General features: G+C 66.8%; 14 protein-coding genes. 6 read left to right on the plus strand and 8 right to left on the minus strand.

Going from position 1 to position 15,095, the window contains the following annotated elements:
* Positions 1-34 precede the first annotated feature (34 nt).
* From lysA to OHB12_RS31480, 4 genes are all read right to left on the minus strand, one after another.
* Entirely contained in the window at positions 35-1,378 is a 1,344-nt protein-coding gene (gene lysA, locus OHB12_RS31465; protein WP_327113420.1) for a diaminopimelate decarboxylase, read from the minus strand.
* 153 nt (positions 1,379-1,531) lie between these two features.
* Positions 1,532-2,335: a mycolate reductase gene (gene cmrA / locus OHB12_RS31470; protein ID WP_327113422.1), complete on the minus strand. Its 804-nt coding sequence runs from the start codon at positions 2,333-2,335 to the stop codon at positions 1,532-1,534.
* Positions 2,336-2,461: 126 nt separating this feature from the next.
* Positions 2,462-4,492 carry an NADPH-dependent 2,4-dienoyl-CoA reductase gene (locus OHB12_RS31475; RefSeq protein WP_327113424.1) on the minus strand — a complete coding sequence of 677 codons (2,031 nt, stop codon included), beginning with the start codon at positions 4,490-4,492 and terminating at the stop codon, positions 2,462-2,464.
* Positions 4,489-5,070 carry a PadR family transcriptional regulator gene (locus OHB12_RS31480; RefSeq protein ID WP_327113426.1) on the minus strand — a complete coding sequence of 194 codons (582 nt, stop codon included), beginning with the start codon at positions 5,068-5,070 and terminating at the stop codon, positions 4,489-4,491. The genes OHB12_RS31475 and OHB12_RS31480 overlap by 4 nt, the downstream gene beginning before the upstream one ends.
* 138 nt (positions 5,071-5,208) lie before the next feature.
* Here OHB12_RS31480 and OHB12_RS31485 point away from each other — a divergent pair, with 138 nt between their 5' ends.
* Positions 5,209-6,582 carry an MFS transporter gene (locus tag OHB12_RS31485; protein ID WP_327113428.1) on the plus strand — a complete coding sequence of 458 codons (1,374 nt, stop codon included), beginning with the start codon at positions 5,209-5,211 and terminating at the stop codon, positions 6,580-6,582.
* Positions 6,583-6,604: 22 nt separating this feature from the next.
* Here OHB12_RS31485 and OHB12_RS31490 read toward each other — a convergent pair whose 3' ends face one another.
* Positions 6,605-7,252 (minus strand): TetR family transcriptional regulator, encoded by a 648-nt coding sequence (locus OHB12_RS31490; protein WP_327113430.1) that lies wholly within the window; start codon positions 7,250-7,252, stop codon positions 6,605-6,607.
* A gap of 144 nt (positions 7,253-7,396) precedes the next feature.
* Here OHB12_RS31490 and OHB12_RS31495 point away from each other — a divergent pair, with 144 nt between their 5' ends.
* From OHB12_RS31495 to OHB12_RS31510, 4 genes are all read left to right on the plus strand, one after another.
* Positions 7,397-8,518: a ferredoxin reductase gene (locus OHB12_RS31495; protein ID WP_327113432.1), complete on the plus strand. Its 1,122-nt coding sequence runs from the start codon at positions 7,397-7,399 to the stop codon at positions 8,516-8,518.
* 18 nt (positions 8,519-8,536) lie between these two features.
* Positions 8,537-9,685 (plus strand): fatty acid desaturase family protein, encoded by a 1,149-nt coding sequence (locus OHB12_RS31500; protein ID WP_327113434.1) that lies wholly within the window; start codon positions 8,537-8,539, stop codon positions 9,683-9,685.
* Positions 9,686-10,003 carry a hypothetical protein gene (locus OHB12_RS31505; RefSeq protein ID WP_327113436.1) on the plus strand — a complete coding sequence of 106 codons (318 nt, stop codon included), beginning with the start codon at positions 9,686-9,688 and terminating at the stop codon, positions 10,001-10,003.
* 535 nt (positions 10,004-10,538) lie between these two features.
* Positions 10,539-10,859, plus strand: a complete 321-nt coding sequence (locus OHB12_RS31510; RefSeq protein ID WP_327113438.1) for a hypothetical protein — start codon at positions 10,539-10,541, stop codon at positions 10,857-10,859.
* 41 nt (positions 10,860-10,900) lie between these two features.
* On the opposite strand, the gene OHB12_RS31515 is transcribed toward OHB12_RS31510, so the two are convergent.
* The 3 genes from OHB12_RS31515 to OHB12_RS31525 form a co-directional block, all read right to left on the minus strand.
* Positions 10,901-12,142, minus strand: a complete 1,242-nt coding sequence (locus OHB12_RS31515; protein WP_327113440.1) for an MFS transporter — start codon at positions 12,140-12,142, stop codon at positions 10,901-10,903.
* Complete coding sequence (locus OHB12_RS31520) at positions 12,139-13,308, minus strand: PLP-dependent cysteine synthase family protein (protein ID WP_442800153.1); 1,170 nt, start codon at positions 13,306-13,308, stop codon at positions 12,139-12,141. The genes OHB12_RS31515 and OHB12_RS31520 overlap by 4 nt, the downstream gene beginning before the upstream one ends.
* A 134-nt stretch (positions 13,309-13,442) precedes the next feature.
* Positions 13,443-13,865 carry a hypothetical protein gene (locus tag OHB12_RS31525; protein WP_327113442.1) on the minus strand — a complete coding sequence of 141 codons (423 nt, stop codon included), beginning with the start codon at positions 13,863-13,865 and terminating at the stop codon, positions 13,443-13,445.
* 261 nt (positions 13,866-14,126) lie between these two features.
* Between OHB12_RS31525 and OHB12_RS31530 the strand changes: the two genes are divergently transcribed.
* Entirely contained in the window at positions 14,127-14,804 is a 678-nt protein-coding gene (locus OHB12_RS31530) for a DUF4389 domain-containing protein (RefSeq protein ID WP_327113444.1), read from the plus strand.
* Positions 14,805-15,095 lie beyond the last annotated feature (291 nt).

Raw genomic sequence — 15,095 nt, forward strand, 5'->3', positions numbered from 1 at the left:
GGACACCGGATCCCGGGCGCCGTGTCTGCCCGGATCAGCGCCCGATGTCTCGGGCGAGCAGATCCGCGGTGGTCTCGCGGCGCACCAGCTCGCGGGCACGGCCGTCGCGCACCGCGATGATCGGCGGGCGCCCGACGTTGTTGTAGGACGAGGCCAGGCTGTGGTGATAGGCGCCGGTGCAGGGCACCGCGAGCACTTCGCCTGGCCTCAGGTCGGCAGGCAGCCGTACGTCGGCGGCGAGGATGTCGCCCGCCTCGCAGTGGCGACCGGCGACCGTCGCGGTCATGTGCGGACCGCACGGATGGCGGTTGGCCACCACCACCTCGTACCGGGCGCCATATAGCGCGACGCGCGGGTTGTCGCTCATGCCACCGTCCACCGTGACGTAGGTGCGCCCCCCGTCGATGTGCTTGACCGAGAGCACTCGGTACAGGGTCACGCCCGCCCTCGCCACGATGGCCCGGCCCGGTTCCAATGCGAACACGGGTCGCGGGAAGTGGTGGCGCGCGCAGGCGGCGTCGAGGGCGTCCTCGATGATGTCGGCGAGTTCGGACAGGTTCATCTCGGCGTCGCCGCTGCAATAGGCCACCGCGTGCCCGCCGCCGAGGTCGAGTTCGGTAAGGATCACGCCGTGGTTCCGCCGGGCCCGCGCCATCTCGGCGACCATGCGCCGCGCGGCCTCGCCGTAGTGATCCGGGTCGTAGATCTGCGAGCCAAGATGGCAGTGGAAGCCGATCAGCGTCAGGTTGGGCTGGCGCATGATCCGGTCGATCGCCTCCGCGGCCATGTCGCTACCGATCGGGAAGCCGAACTTCTGGTCGAACACACCGGTGCGCACCGCGGGATGCCCGTGCACGTCGATGCCGGGGGACAGGCGCAGCAGCACCCGTTGTGGCGTGGTCGCGAGCGCCGCGAGCAGGGTGATTTCGGTGAGTGAGTCGACAACGATCCGGCCGACTCCGGCGCGCACCGCCATCTCCAGCTCGTCGAAGGACTTTCCGTTGCCGTGCAACACGATTCGATCCGGATGCACCCCGGCGGCGAGCGCGACGGCAAGCTCGCCCGCCGAGCACACGTCGACCGAAAGTCCTTCCTGGGTAACCCATTCCGCTACCGCACGGATCATCAGCGCCTTGCCCGCGTAGATGATCTCGGCCTCGGGGAAGGCTTTGCGGTAGGCCCGGCAGCGGGACCTGACCTCCTCCTCGTCGAGGACGTAGGTGGCGGTGCCGTACTGATCGGCGATGTCGGCGAGGGCCACCCCGCCGAGGGTGATCCTGCCGTCGCCGTCATAGTGCGTGTCCCGCGGCCAGACCGCGGAATCGAGGCGCGAAGGCATTCCGGACCGCAAAGATGGGAAGATATCGAGCAGTGTCACGGTGTTCTCCTGGTTTGCCCCGCTTTCTCTCAGTGCGGGGTCGATGCCAGGATTACGCCGGGTGACAGGGCTGTGGGCTGGTCTTTTGCGCATCCTTGACCACCGTCGTGTGGTTCTTGACAGGTTGCTGACGCGGACCGTGACGGAGGTCTCTCAGCCGCCGAGCTTCCGGTAAAATGCGCCCGCGATGGGTGCGGTGAACGCGCGCGGGGCGTATTGGCCTGCGACGCTCATCCCTTTGCTGATCAGGCCGGGAACCACCCGCATCTTGTTGCGGGCCAGGGCGTCGATGGACACCTTGGCGGTGTATTCCGAAGAGACCCACATGAAGTCGGGCACGATGCGGTCCACGATCGAGGCGTCCGTGGGATCGGGGGTCTCGGTGCGGACCGGGCCCGGGGCGAGCAAGGTGACGTGCACCCCGGAGTCTTTCAGCTCGCCGCGCAGCGACTCGGAGAAGGTGTTGGCGAACGCCTTGCTCGCGGCGTAGGTGGCGTTGTTCGGGATCGGCATATTGCCCGCCGCCGAGCCGCTGATCAGGATGCCGCCGCCACCGCGGGCGATCATGCCCGGCAGCACGGCAAGCGTCAGATCGTGCACCGCGACGGCATTGAGCTCCATCTGGGCGCGCTCATAGGCCGGATCGAGTTCGGCGACCGCGCCGAAGGTCGCGATCCCCGCGTTGTTGCACAGAATGGCGATGTCGCGGGCGGCCAACTCCTCGACCAAGTCGTCGCGCTGGGTGCGATCGGCCAGGTCGACCGCGCGCACCTCGGCAGCGATGCCGTGCGCGAGCGTCAGCCGCTGCGCGAGTTCGGTGAGCAGCTCATCGCGGCGGGCGACCAGGATCAGCGAGTAGCCGCGGGCGGCGAGTTCGGCGGCCAACGCGGTGCCGATGCCGGAGGAGGCGCCGGTGACGACCGCGCGGTTCTCGGAGGTGGGAGAGGGCAGGCTCACCTGGTGCAGCATAGAGGGCGCAGCCGGACGGATGACACTGTGCGTGAAACGAATGATGTCGCGCCGTCGTGTGAACGTGACAGCGCCCGGGCGTCGACGATGTCGACCGGCTGCCGGAGGTGCCGGTCAGAGGCGCGCGGCCAGGCGGGTGCCCTGGTCGATAGCTCGTTTGGCGTCGAGTTCGGCGGCGAGGTCCGCACCACCGATGAGATGCGGGTCGACGCCCGCGGCGCGCAGCGGGGCCACCAGATCACGGACGGACTCCTGACCGGCACAGACGACAATGTTGTCAACCGGGATCAGCTGGGGACGTCGGCGTTTCGCGCCGAAGCTGACGTGCAGGCCGTTGTCGTCGATGCGCTCGTAGTTCACACCGCCGATCTGCTCGACGCCCTTGGCTTTCAGCGCCGCGCGGTGCACCCAGCCGGAGGTCTTGCCGAGGTCTTTGCCGAACGGCGTCGTCTTGCGTTGCAGCAGAACGACTTCGCGGGCGGCGGGAGCGGGCCTGGGTGTGGCGAGCTGGCCGGGGACCTGCTGGTCGTCGGAGGTGACGCCCCACTCTTCCTTCCACTCGTCCAGCTTCAGCGCGGGATGTCCTTCGACGGTGAGGAATTCGCTGACGTCGTAGCCGATGCCGCCCGCCCCGATCACGGCGACGCGCTTGCCGACCAGCTTCTCCTCGCGCACCAGCTCGGCGTAGGTGAGCACCATGGCGTGGTCGATGCCGGGGATGTTCGGGATGCGCGGCTGGACGCCGGTGGCGATCACCACCTCGTCGTAGCGACCCTCGATGAGTTCGTCTGCGCCGACTCTTTTGTTCAAATGCACAGTGACGCCGGTGATCTCGAGCATCCGGTTGTAGTAGCGGATCGACTCGTCGAACTCCTCCTTGCCCGGGATTCGGCGTGCGATGTCGAACTGTCCGCCCACCTTGTCGTCGGCCTCGAACAGGTCGACGCGGTGGCCGCGCTCGGCGAGGTTCACCGCCGCGGACAGCCCGGCCGGGCCCGCGCCGACCACCGCGATCCGCTTGGTGCTGCGAGTGGGCAGCAACCTCAGCTCGGTCTCGTGCGCGGCGCGCGGATTGAGCAGGCAGGACACGGTCGTGTGCTGGAAGGCGTGGTCCAGGCAGGCCTGGTTGCAGGCGATGCAGGTGTTGATCTCGTCGACCCGGTCCTGCGCGGCCTTGTTCGCCCACTCGGGGTCGGTGAGAAACGGGCGGGCCAGCGAAATGAGCTGGGCGTCCCCGCGAGTCAGGATCTCCTCGGCCACCTCGGGCATATTGATCCGATTGGACGCGCAGACCGGAATGCTCACCTGCTCGGTGATCTTGGCGGTGAACTCCACGAACGCCGCGCGGGGCACCGAGGTCACGATGGTGGGTACCCGTGCCTCGTGCCAGCCGATGTCGGTGTTGAGGATATTCACCCCGGCGGCTTCGAGTTCCTCGGCCAGCGCGATGATCTCCTCGAAGGTCTGCCCCTTCTCCACCAGGTCGGCCATGGACAACCGGAACACGATGAGAAAGTTCGGGCCGACGGCGGCGCGGGTGCGGCGTACGATCTCCACCGCGATCCGGCGCCGGTTCTGCGCCGAGCCGCCCCATTTGTCGGTGCGCCTGTTGGTGCGCGGTGCGAGGAACTGGTTGATGAGATAGCCTTCACCGCCCATGATTTCGCAGCCGTCGTAGCCAGCGAACTGGGCCAGCTTCGCACAGCGGGCGTAGTCGTCGATGGTCTGCTCGATGCCCTTTGCTGAGAGCGTGCGCGGCCGGAACGGATTGATCGGGGCCTTGATCGAGGAGGCCGACACGCTGCCGGGCATATAGGAGTAGCGGCCCGCGTGCAGGATCTGGATGGCGATCTTGCCGCCCTCCGCATGTACCGCCTTGGTGATCGCACGATGCCGGTACGCCTCGGTCTTGGTGGTCAGCTTCGCGCCGAACGGCAGGAGCCAGCCGGTGCGGTTGGGCGCGTAGCCGCCGGTAATGATCAGGCCGACGCCGCCGCGTGCGCGTTCGGCGAAGTAGGCGGCCAGTTTGTTGGTGTCCCAGGCGCGGTCCTCCAGGCCGGTGTGCATCGACCCCATCACCACGCGGTTGCGCAGGGTGGTGAAGCCGAGGTCGAGCGGCTCGAACAGATGGGGGAAGGAGCTCATGGGTGAGTCTCGCCTTTCTCCGTCGCTCCGCACGCGGGGCCGACGCGCGGGTGCAGTGCGTGCAGAACTTCGTCGCACCATTCGACGAACCCCGACTCCACGCGGATGCCCGCGCGCAGGACGAGGTACTGGTGCAAGGCCGTCCCGGAGAGCTGTCCCGGGACGGGGAAGTCGCGTTTCTCGATGACCAGGTACAAGTCGAGCCGCTGCGCATGCTGGTCACGGTGGCGGGCGACCTCGGTGCGCAGCGCGTCGATGTCGCCGTAGGTGGCGGCGCGGATCTTCACCGCGAGCTCGTTGCGGGGAGTGCCGGAGTCGGACGGTTCGGCAATCCAGCGGGCCAGTTCGGTGCGCCCCGCTTCGCTCACCGAGTAGACCTTCTTGTCCGGTCTACCCTCCTGGGTCACCGACTCGCTGTCGAGCCAGCCGGACTCCGCCATACGCTTGAGTACCCGGTAGATCTGCTGGTGGGTGGCGCTCCAGAAGTAGCCGATGGATTTGTCGAAGCGGCGCGCCAGCTCATATCCCGAGCCGGCGCGCTCGGTCAGCGATACCAGCAACGCGTGCTCGAGGGCCATGCGGTCAGGGTAGACGGTACATTCGGTACTATGCAACTGGGTGCATAGCTGATCCGCAGTGCTTTTCGAGCCGTGCCGCCCGGACGGGCGTGCACGAGTGGCCCCCGTGCGCGGGTGTCGGCGGATAGGCTGCGCGGCATGACCGAGGTGAACGCGCGGGCGACGGTTGGGCAGGCCGCCGGGCGCGGGCAAGTGGTGGCGTGGGGGTTCTGGGACTGGGGGTCTTCGGCGTTCAACGCCGTCATCCTCACCTTTGTGTTCTCGGTGTATCTGACCGACAAGGTCGGTGACGATCTGCCTGGCAAGGTCTCCGCCAGCGCGTGGTTGGGCTGGACGCTCGGGATCGCCGGACTCGTCGTGGCACTGACCGCGCCGGTCAGCGGCCAGCGCTTCGACGCGTCGGCGAAACGCAAACGCTCCCTCGGCATGCTGACCGCGCTGACGATCGCCGCGATGACGCTGATGTTCTTCGTGCACGACGACTACCACGACCTGTGGCTCGGACTCGTGCTGCTCGCCGTCGGCTCGGCCTTCTTCGAGCTGGCCAACGTGCCTTACAACGCGATGCTGCGGCAGGTGTCCACCCCTGCCACGGTCGGCCGCGTCTCCGGATTCGGCTGGGCGATGGGCTATTTCGGCGGCATCTTCCTTCTGCTGATCTGCTACTTCGGTTTCATCTCCGGCGAAGGCGACAATCGCGGACTGCTCGGGATACCCACCGACGAAGGGCTGAACATCCGCCTCGTCGCTGTGCTCGCCGCCGTGTGGTTTGCCACCTTCGCGCTCCCGGTCCTGTTCGCGGTGCCCGAAATGCCGCACACGGACGCCGATCCAGGGGCGGCGAGCGCCGGGTTCCTCGGGTCGTATCGAGTGCTCTGGCGGGATCTGCGTGAGCTATGGCGTGTCGATCGCCGCACGGTGGGTTTTCTGGTGGCCAGCGCCGTGTTCCGCGACGGGCTCGCCGGCGTGTTCACCTTCGGGGCGGTGCTCGCCGTGCGGGTCTACGGGATCGCCGATTCGGATGTGCTGCTGTTCGGCATCGCCGCCAATGTCGTTGCGGCGCTGGGCGCGATCGTCGCGGGCCGGTTCGACGATCGGGGTGGGCCGAAGATCGTCATCATGGTGTCCATCGCCGCCATGCTGGTGTGCGGGCTCGCGTTGATCGTGGTGTCCGGCCCGCTGATGTTCTGGATCTTCGGGCTGCTGCTCACCGCCTTCGTCGGCCCGGCGCAGGCGGCGGCGCGCTCCTTCCTCACCCGCCTGGCTCCACCTGGACGCGAGGGTCAGCTCTTCGGCCTGTACACGACTACGGGACGTGCCGTGTCCTTCCTCGCCCCAAGCCTTTTCGGCCTGTTCGTCTGGTTGTTCGATGCCGATCGCGCGGGCATCGCCGGTCTGCTCGTCGTGCTCGCGATCGGACTAGCGGTGCTGCTTCCGGTGCGGTCGCCGGACCCGGTCGCGGCGGAGAAGGGGATCGACCCGGCGCCGGGCGAGTCCGGGCTCGGCGGCTGACGTTTCCTGTGCGCGTGCCGACTCACCGCTGTTTCGGCGGCCGCCACGCGCCCATGCCGAGTGCGATCAGCCGCATCTGCTGCACGGTGCGGTCGATAATCACACTCTCCTCGCGGGGTGTGGCCGACACGTAGTCGGCGATCCCGTCGGTGACCGTCGCGACCATCAGGTCGGCGGCGATCTCCAGATCGTGGGGGGGCCAGGAATCCAGGGCACTGATCCGGGAGAGGTCGGCGACGAGTTCCCGCACGATCAGCCGCAGCTCCAGCGCGATCGCCTTGCGCAGCGCCGCGGAGCCGCCGTGCCGCTCCCGGGTGAGGAAGCCGAACAGTTCACGCTTGGGGCCGACCTGCTCGAACACGAAGCGCACCGTGTCCGACAGGCTCGCGTCGGAGTTGCGGCGCACTTCGCGCAGCGCGAGACGCAGTGCGGTGACACCGTCGTCGACCAGCGTCGCGCCCAAGTCGTCCAGCGACGCGAAGTGCCGGTAGAAGGCGGTGGGCACGATGCCTGCCGAGCGGGCGATCTCGCGCAGGCTGAGCGCGGCGAAACCGCGGTCGGCGGCCAGCGCCAGGGTGCCGTCCAGGAGTGCCTGCCTGGTCCGCTCCTTGCGCTCGCCTCGGGTCGCTGCCTGCTCGCTCATCACGGTGAGCATACATCCGTTCACCATTTGAACTATCCCAAGCTGTCGTTCGGGTCACATGTTTTGCCGGTTGACACCTGCCCCCTGTTGTCGGTCACACTAGTTGAGTGTACATACGTGCACTGAAATATGAGTCGCACGTCGTCAGCAGACAAGAGGCATGGAGAACGAATGGTGGATCTCATCAACCTGGTGCAGACCCTGACCTCGCCGCATTCGCTGGACAGGTACCTGGAACTGGTCCGCCCCACGCTGACCGTCCGGGACATGCGGGCCGAAATCACCCACACGGACCGCTCGGTGCCGGGGTCTGTGACGCTCACGTTGCGCCCGACCCGGCAGTGGAAAGGTCATACCGCCGGACAGTACGTCCAGATCGGCGTGGTGATCGACGGCGTACGGCACGCCCGGTGCTATTCGCCGGTCGATCCGGAGAACGGCCGGGATCGCCGCATCCAGCTCACCGTCAAGGCGCATCCCGGCGGTCTGGTGTCGCAGTTCCTCTACCGCGACGCCACACCCGGCATGGTGGTCGACCTGACGCCCGCCGACGGCGTGTTCCGGCTCCCCGGGCAGCGCCCGGAGCGCGTACTGCTGATCAGCGGCGGCAGCGGCATCACGCCGGTGCTGTCTATGCTGCGCACGTTGGCCGACGAGGGCCACCGGGGCGAGGTCGTGTTCCTGCACTACGCGAAATCGGCGGAGGTGGTCCCGCATCGCATCGAGCTCGACGCCATCGCGCGGCGGCACCAGAACTTCCGCATCGAGCTGCGTCATCCGTGGCGATCGGGGCGGGCCGCGACGCGGGTCGACCCCGGCGCGCCGGGGGTGGACCTCGCGCCCGAGCAGGGCAGCGGGTACTTCGACTACGACGAACTGGAGCGAGTGGCGCCCTGGTTCGCCGAAGCGCAGACCTATGTGTGCGGCCCGCGGTCGCTGATGAATGCGGTGCGCAAGGTCTACGAGGCCGAGCAGCTGGACGACCGGCTGCACACCGAGGAGTTCACCCTGTCCGTCGCACCGATCGACGCGACGGAAACCTATGGCACGGTGAACTTCTCGGCCAGCGGGGTGAGCGCGGACAACACTGGCGCGACCCTGCTGGAGCAGGCCGAATCCGCCGGTCTCACGCCCGAGTACGGCTGCCGCATGGGGATCTGTTTCTCCTGCACCGCGGTCCGCCGCACCGGCTGCACGCGCAATGTGCGCACCGGCGAGAGCGACAGCGATCCCGATCAACCGATCCAGCTGTGTATCAGCGCGCCGGTCGGCGACGTCGAGATCGACATCTGACAACGAAGGGCAGTAATAATGACCATCCTCACCGAGACCGAAGACGGACCGCTGGTCCTGAGCCCGGAGCAGATCGAGGAACTCGGCCGCGAACTCGATGAGCTGCGCGCCGCGATCGTCGCCGATCTCGGCGAGCGCGACCGGGAGTACCTCTACTCCATCATCAAGGCGCAGCGAGGGTTCGAGATCGCCGGGCGCGGACTCATGTACCTCGGCTTCCTTCCGCCGTTCTGGCTGGCCGCGGTGGCCGCGCTGAGTGTGTCGAAGATCCTCGACAACATGGAGATCGGCCACAACGTGATGCACGGCCAGTACGACTGGATGCGCGAGCCCGGCCTGAATTCCCGTGTGTTCGAGTGGGACAACGTCTGCCCGGCCGACCAGTGGAAGCACTCGCACAACTACCTGCACCACACCTACACCAACATTCACAACAAGGACCGCGACATCGGCTACTTCGTCCTGCGGATGGACGAAGGCCAGAGCTGGAATGTGCTGCGTCTCGGGCAGCCGCTGTACGCCTTCGTGCTCATGATGCTGTTCGAGTGGGGCGTGATGGGTCACGACCTCGAGATCGAGAACATCCTGAGCGGCGAGAAGAAGTGGCCGGAGGTCAAGCAGTTGATCCTCGGTCAGTGGCGCAAGGCGAGCAGGCAGGTACTCAAGGACTACCTGGTGTTTCCCGTGCTGACCGGGCCGCTGTTCTTCCACACGCTGGCGGGCAACGTCACCGCCAACCTGGTACGCAACGTGTGGGCCTTCGCGATCATCTTCTGCGGCCACTTCCCGACCGGCGTACAGACGTTCACCGAGGAGGAGACCGCGGACGAGACCCGCGGCGAGTGGTACATCCGCCAGATGCTCGGCTCGGCGAACATCACCGGAAGCAAGCTGTTCCACATCATGTCGGGCAATTTGTCGCACCAGATCGAACACCACCTGTTCCCCGACCTGCCCGCGAGCCGCTATCCCGAGATCGCGCCCACGGTGCGCGCATTGTGTGAAAAGTACGGGCTGCCGTACAACACCGGTTCGCTCGGCAAGCAGATCGGCTCGGTGTGGAAGAAAATTTTCAAACTCGCGCTGCCGTCCCGCATGGTCGGGAGCGAACCATCTCCCGGTGTTATCGTGATGCGTCAGCGAAAGGCAAGCGAAGTGGGCGTGTGAATGATCGGGAAATTCGAAAGCAACAAGGATCTCATTCAGGAATTGACATCCTCGGGCGCCAAGCATGTCGGCAATATCGCCAACATCATCACCGGCACCGTCGCGGAGGTCACCAGGGAGATCGGCGAGTGGATCACCGATGCGATCGAGATGAACGAGGCGGCCGCAGCGGCCAGGAAGGACGCGGCGGCGCAGCAGGATCTCGATCGCGACCGTGACGACGATGTCGAGGCCCCCGTCGCCGAGTCGTCGCCGACCGAGCCGGAGGCGTTCATCGACGCCGAGGTCGTCGAGCCCGAGGTAGACAAGCCGCGCTGATTACCACACCGGCAACCTGTGCCTGCGTTGGATGGCGGCGGTGATCGGATCCCGGTATCCGTGGGTCGGCTCGGCGAGCCCGGTCCACTTCGGGTTGGGCTTTACCGCCCACCGGCTCCGAAACGGAGTTCGCCGTATTCGGCGGGCATGGGATTCCCCTGCGGTGACGATTCGAATCCTGGATACGCCAGGGCCGAGGGGGATTTCGACGGGCACCCCTCGGCTCCGGCGCAGTCCCGCGTCCAGGTGTCACCCCACGGTTCACCGGAACGGCGAAGAAACCGGAAATTCGCGACGATGCGATGAGGAGGACGACCCGAGAAATCGGGACACTTTCAGGAAAGCGCGGTCGTCGAATTCGCGCAATAGTATGGTGTAAAAATCCGAAATCTGGCGGGGAATTGTTATGTTGCGTTACAGATCGGTCACTGAGAATCCCCTGCGGTTCAGTTGCCCTACGGCCCGAGCGCATGAGCAGCAATCGGTCCGGCGCAGCGGCTGCGCGTCGTGGTCCGATCGGCTAGCCTCGGTGTTCGTGCCTGCCTATGTGTCATCGCCCGAGTTGACATTCGGCTTCATGTTCGCGCTGGAAGACCCCGAGCGAATCGCGGAGGTCGTGCGTGACCTCATCGTCCGCAAGACCATCTCGGTCTTCCGCCTGGCCCGGCTGTCCGACGACGACGGCCCGCCGGAGCGGTACGTGGTGAATTGGGCTGTCATTCCGCAGATTTCGATCACGACCGCCGTCCCGGACCAAGACGAACTCCGGGCAAGTCGCACCATGCTGGTGAACGCCTTCCTCAGTGAGGAGGGCGAGGTCAGTTTGTATTCGGCGCAGGGGAGCGGACCGGTCTAGCCGCCGCCCCGGACGTTCCGGCATCCGGGGCGGCGCGTCGATCAGCCGATCGGGACCGGTGCGTCCAGCCGCCCGGCGCGGGCGAGCGCGAACAGCGCCGCCGCGGCGGTGGCGCCGACGGCAATGAGCGCCGCCCAGGCGAGCGAACTCATGCCCGCGCCGCGCGCGGCGTCCAGGAGTGCGCCGATCCCCAGATTGCCGAGCAGGACGCCGATGCCGACGATGGTGTGGTAGAGGCCGTAGTGGGTAGCTACCAGTTGGTTACCTGACAGCGCGACCACAGTGTCCATCTCGAACGGGAAAACCGCTGCCGTACCGACCCCCAGCACCGCCGCCGTCAGCAACAGCGCCCCGACCGCAGGCCACACGCCGAAGGCGGTGCCGGGCACAAGCAGCAGCGGAACGAACCCGGCCGCGAGGACTGCCATGCCGAGGGCCAGGCTGCGCGTGCGACCCAAGCGCTGCCCGAACCAGCGGGTGATCCGCAGTTGCCCGGCGATCGCGATCACTCCGGACACCACGAATATCGACGTCATCAGGGCGGTCGCGGAGCTCGCTCCGACGATGCGCGTGGCCTGCATAGGCAGCGCCAAGTAAACCTGGAACGCCAGCACGGAGCTGCCGGTCATCGCCGCCGCGAAGAGCAGGAACGGGCGATTGGCCAGCACAACGCGCCAATCATCCAGCACCGATGCGGTTTTGGGTTCAGCGCTGTGCTGCGGCAGCGCACGCAGCTGAGCGAGCGTCAGCAAGCCGAACACCGTCGCGGCCCCAGCGGCCGTTGCCCGGAAGTCGAAAGCCATCAGCGCGAGCCCGACGATCGGGCCGAACAGGATGCCCGCCTGGTAGAAGACGTTGAACACCGCGAAGGCCTCCACCCGGCGCGTCGCCGAATCCACCGCGAGATACGCCCGGACCGCCGGGTTGAACAGCGCGCCCGCGAAACCGGTCGCCGCCGACGCGACCAGCAGCGCGGGCAGCGAATCGGCGAAGGCGAGCAACGCGAAACCGCCGGTGCGCAACAGACATCCGGCGACTATCAGCGGTTTGTAGCCGAGTCGATCGGCCAGCGTGCCGCCGAGCAGGAACATGCCCTGCTGGGCGAAGTTCCGCACGCCGAGCACCAGCCCGATCGCCCAGGCCGCCAGGCCGAGTGGGCCTGCCAAATGCCCGGCCAGGTACGGCATCAGCATGTAGAAGCCGGTGTTGATGGCGAACTGGTTGACCATCAGCAGGCGACTCGGCCGGTTGAAACCGCGATAGGTGGCGAACAGTTCGGTCATTGCGCCGACCCTGCAAGAGTGTGGTCGAGATCGGCATTCCGTGGATCGACGACCGTTGTGCACCGGGTCCAGGATTCCACCACGGCGTCGGTCGGACGGGCGATGCGGGCGGGTGCGGTCGGCGGTTCGATACCGAGCAAGCCGTGCTCGCGGCAATAGTCGTCGCTGTACACGGTGTCGAAGTAGCGCAGAGGACCGTCGGGAAAGACCGCGGCGATCCGCACATCAGGATCGCTGGTCCGGGCCAGCCACCCCGCGACCAGTGCGACAGCACCGACGCTCCAACCGCCGCTGGCATAGTGGGTCGCGGCGAGTGCGCGGCAGGCCCACACCGCCTCCGCCGGTGCGATCCAGTGGATTTCGTCGAAGGCAGGGTAGTCGATATTGCCCGGATGGATGCTCGAGCCGAGGCCGCGCATCAGCCGCTGACCCGCGGGCTGGCCGAAGATCGTCGAGCCGACGGTGTCGACGCCCACCAGGCGCAGCTGTGGGTAGTAGCGCCGCAGGGCTCGGGAGATTCCGGCGGAATGGCCTCCGGTGCCGACCGAGCACACCAGCACATCGATCCGGCCGAGCTGGGCGATCAGTTCCATCGCCAGGGTCTCGTAGGCGTCGCGATTGTCAGGGTTGCGGTACTGGTCCGGGCACCAGGCCCGCGGGTCCTCTGCCAGGAGTTCGGCGACGCGGTCGCGGCGCGCCTGCTGCCAGCCGCCCGTGGGGTGCGGCTCGGTGACCAGCTCCACCCGGGCGCCGTAGGCCGCGAGCATGCGATGCATGAGCGGCTCCAGGCCGGGGTCGGTGACCAGCGTGACCGGGTGGTGGTGCACCATGCCCGCCAGTGCCAGGCCCAAACCGAGTGTGCCGCTCGTGGATTCGATGATCGGGGCGCCGGGTGCGAGCTCACCGCGAGCCGCGGCGCGTTCGACCATGTGCAAGGCGGGCCGGTCCTTCATGCCGCCGGGGTTGGCACCCTCCAGCTTGGCCCAGAAGCCGCGGTCGGTGGGGCCGGGGGTGCCGGTGAGCGGCTCGGTGATCCAGAGGACCGGAGTATTGCCGACCATGGTGGCCGGACGTGGGCAGCGGTTGGCGGTGGTCAGCAGACTCGCCGGGCTCGGAAGCACAATGGGCCGGAACGTATCCAGCTCGGGCCGAGCCGGATTCGGCATGCTCGGGTTCTGCAACGCAGAAGTCATGGGGAATCGTCGATTCTGTACGGTCGCTGTGCGCAGCGACGGTGTGGGTGCGGATGTCGCACGAACACCGGCCGAGCCCCGGCAAGCTCAGGCCTGACGCTGACCGATCAGTTCCGATCGATACCGAATCTGGTGATTTTCTCCCTGCCTGTACAGACCGGGAGCAGAGCGACCGGCGGCGCGCGCAGGCCGCCCCCGAGTGCGGCCGCCAGCGGAAGCATCAGCACGAGCACCACCGCGACCAGCAGGAATGCCAACAGCGACGCGAAGCGTGGGAGGGCGGCGAGTACCGCTGCGGTGGGCAGATGGCGATCCGGCGCGGCGGCGTGCTGATGCCGGTCGGCGAGAATCGCCACGGACGCTGTGGAGGCCACGGTGGGCCCCGACGCTTCGATGTGCGCGTGCGCGTGCGCGACCGCGGAGTGGGCGAAGACGTGACATTCCGGCACCGCCATCGCCAGAACCCAGACGGTGAACGCGAAGGTGACGAACACCCGAATCACGGGCACCCGCACCGCACTGAACGTCACGCTACCGATACTACAAGCAGCCGCCGACGCTCCGGACCTCGACGCTCAGCGAGTGGGAACGGCGGTTCGGCCGTCCCGCCCATGGCGTGCCGACCGCTGTGTCGTCCAGCACAACGGTGACCGAGTCCCCGTGCAACGCATACTCAGATCGTTGGCATGTCGGTATCAGAAGGTGCCATTCCCGATAGTCTCATACGCGACAATCAGGACATCCCACACTGGTTGTCGCTTGCATCGAAGCACCCGGAAGGAGCGTCGATCATGGAACCCGAGAAGCCCGTCCCGCCCAACCCGATTCGCGTTCGAGGAGATCTCGACCCCGCGCTGTCACGGTGGATGTGGCTGGTCAAGTGGCTATTGGCCATCCCGCACTTTGTTGTGCTCTTCTTCCTGCACATCGCCTACCTGGTGCTGACGATCATCGCCTTCTTCGCGATCCTGATCACCGGCAAGTATCCGCGGGCGCTGTTCGATTTCAATGTCGGTGTCATGCGCTGGGGCTGGCGGGTCACCTTCTACTCCCTGTCGGTGCTCGGCACCGACAAGTACCCGCCGTTCAGCCTCCAGTCGAACGCGGAGTACCCGGCCGATCTGGAGATCGACTATCCGGAGACGCTGCATCGCGGTCTGGTGTTGGTGAAATGGTGGCTGCTGGCCATCCCGCACTATCTGATCGTCGCCGCGATGGTGAGCGGGGGCGTCGCCGTCGGGATGGGTGATTCCGACGATTGGGGCGGTGGTGGCACGATTCCGCTGATCAGCATCCTGTTGATCGTTGCGTTGATCGCGCTGTTGTTCACGGCGCGGTACCCGCAGGGGGTGTACGACTTCGTGCTGGGTATCAATCGCTGGCTCATCCGGGTCCAGGTCTATGCGAGCCTGATGCGTGACGAGTACCCGCCCTTCCGCCTCGATCAGGGCGCACGCGAAACACAGTGAACGTCGATAATTCCGTCGCTCCGACCGAATCCGCCCGCTGTTTCAGCGGGCGGATTCGTATATCCGGCGGACCACGTCCTCGATCTCGGGTTCTTCGATCGACAGATCCCGCACTTCGGCCCGCTCCGACACGGCGGCGAGCAGTTGTGCGGCCGTGATCTTCTCCGGATCGAAGGCCAGCCGTGCCGTATGCCGTTGCTTTCGCTGGCCAGCAGTCGAGCCGAGGGGAGGTCGTCGATGTCCGGTGTCGGCTCGGCCAGATCGACTACCAGCACTCGCTTTGCGCCGACG

It is taken from the genome of Nocardia sp. NBC_01730 (assembly GCF_035920445.1).
Classification (GTDB): Bacteria; Actinomycetota; Actinomycetes; order Mycobacteriales; family Mycobacteriaceae; genus Nocardia.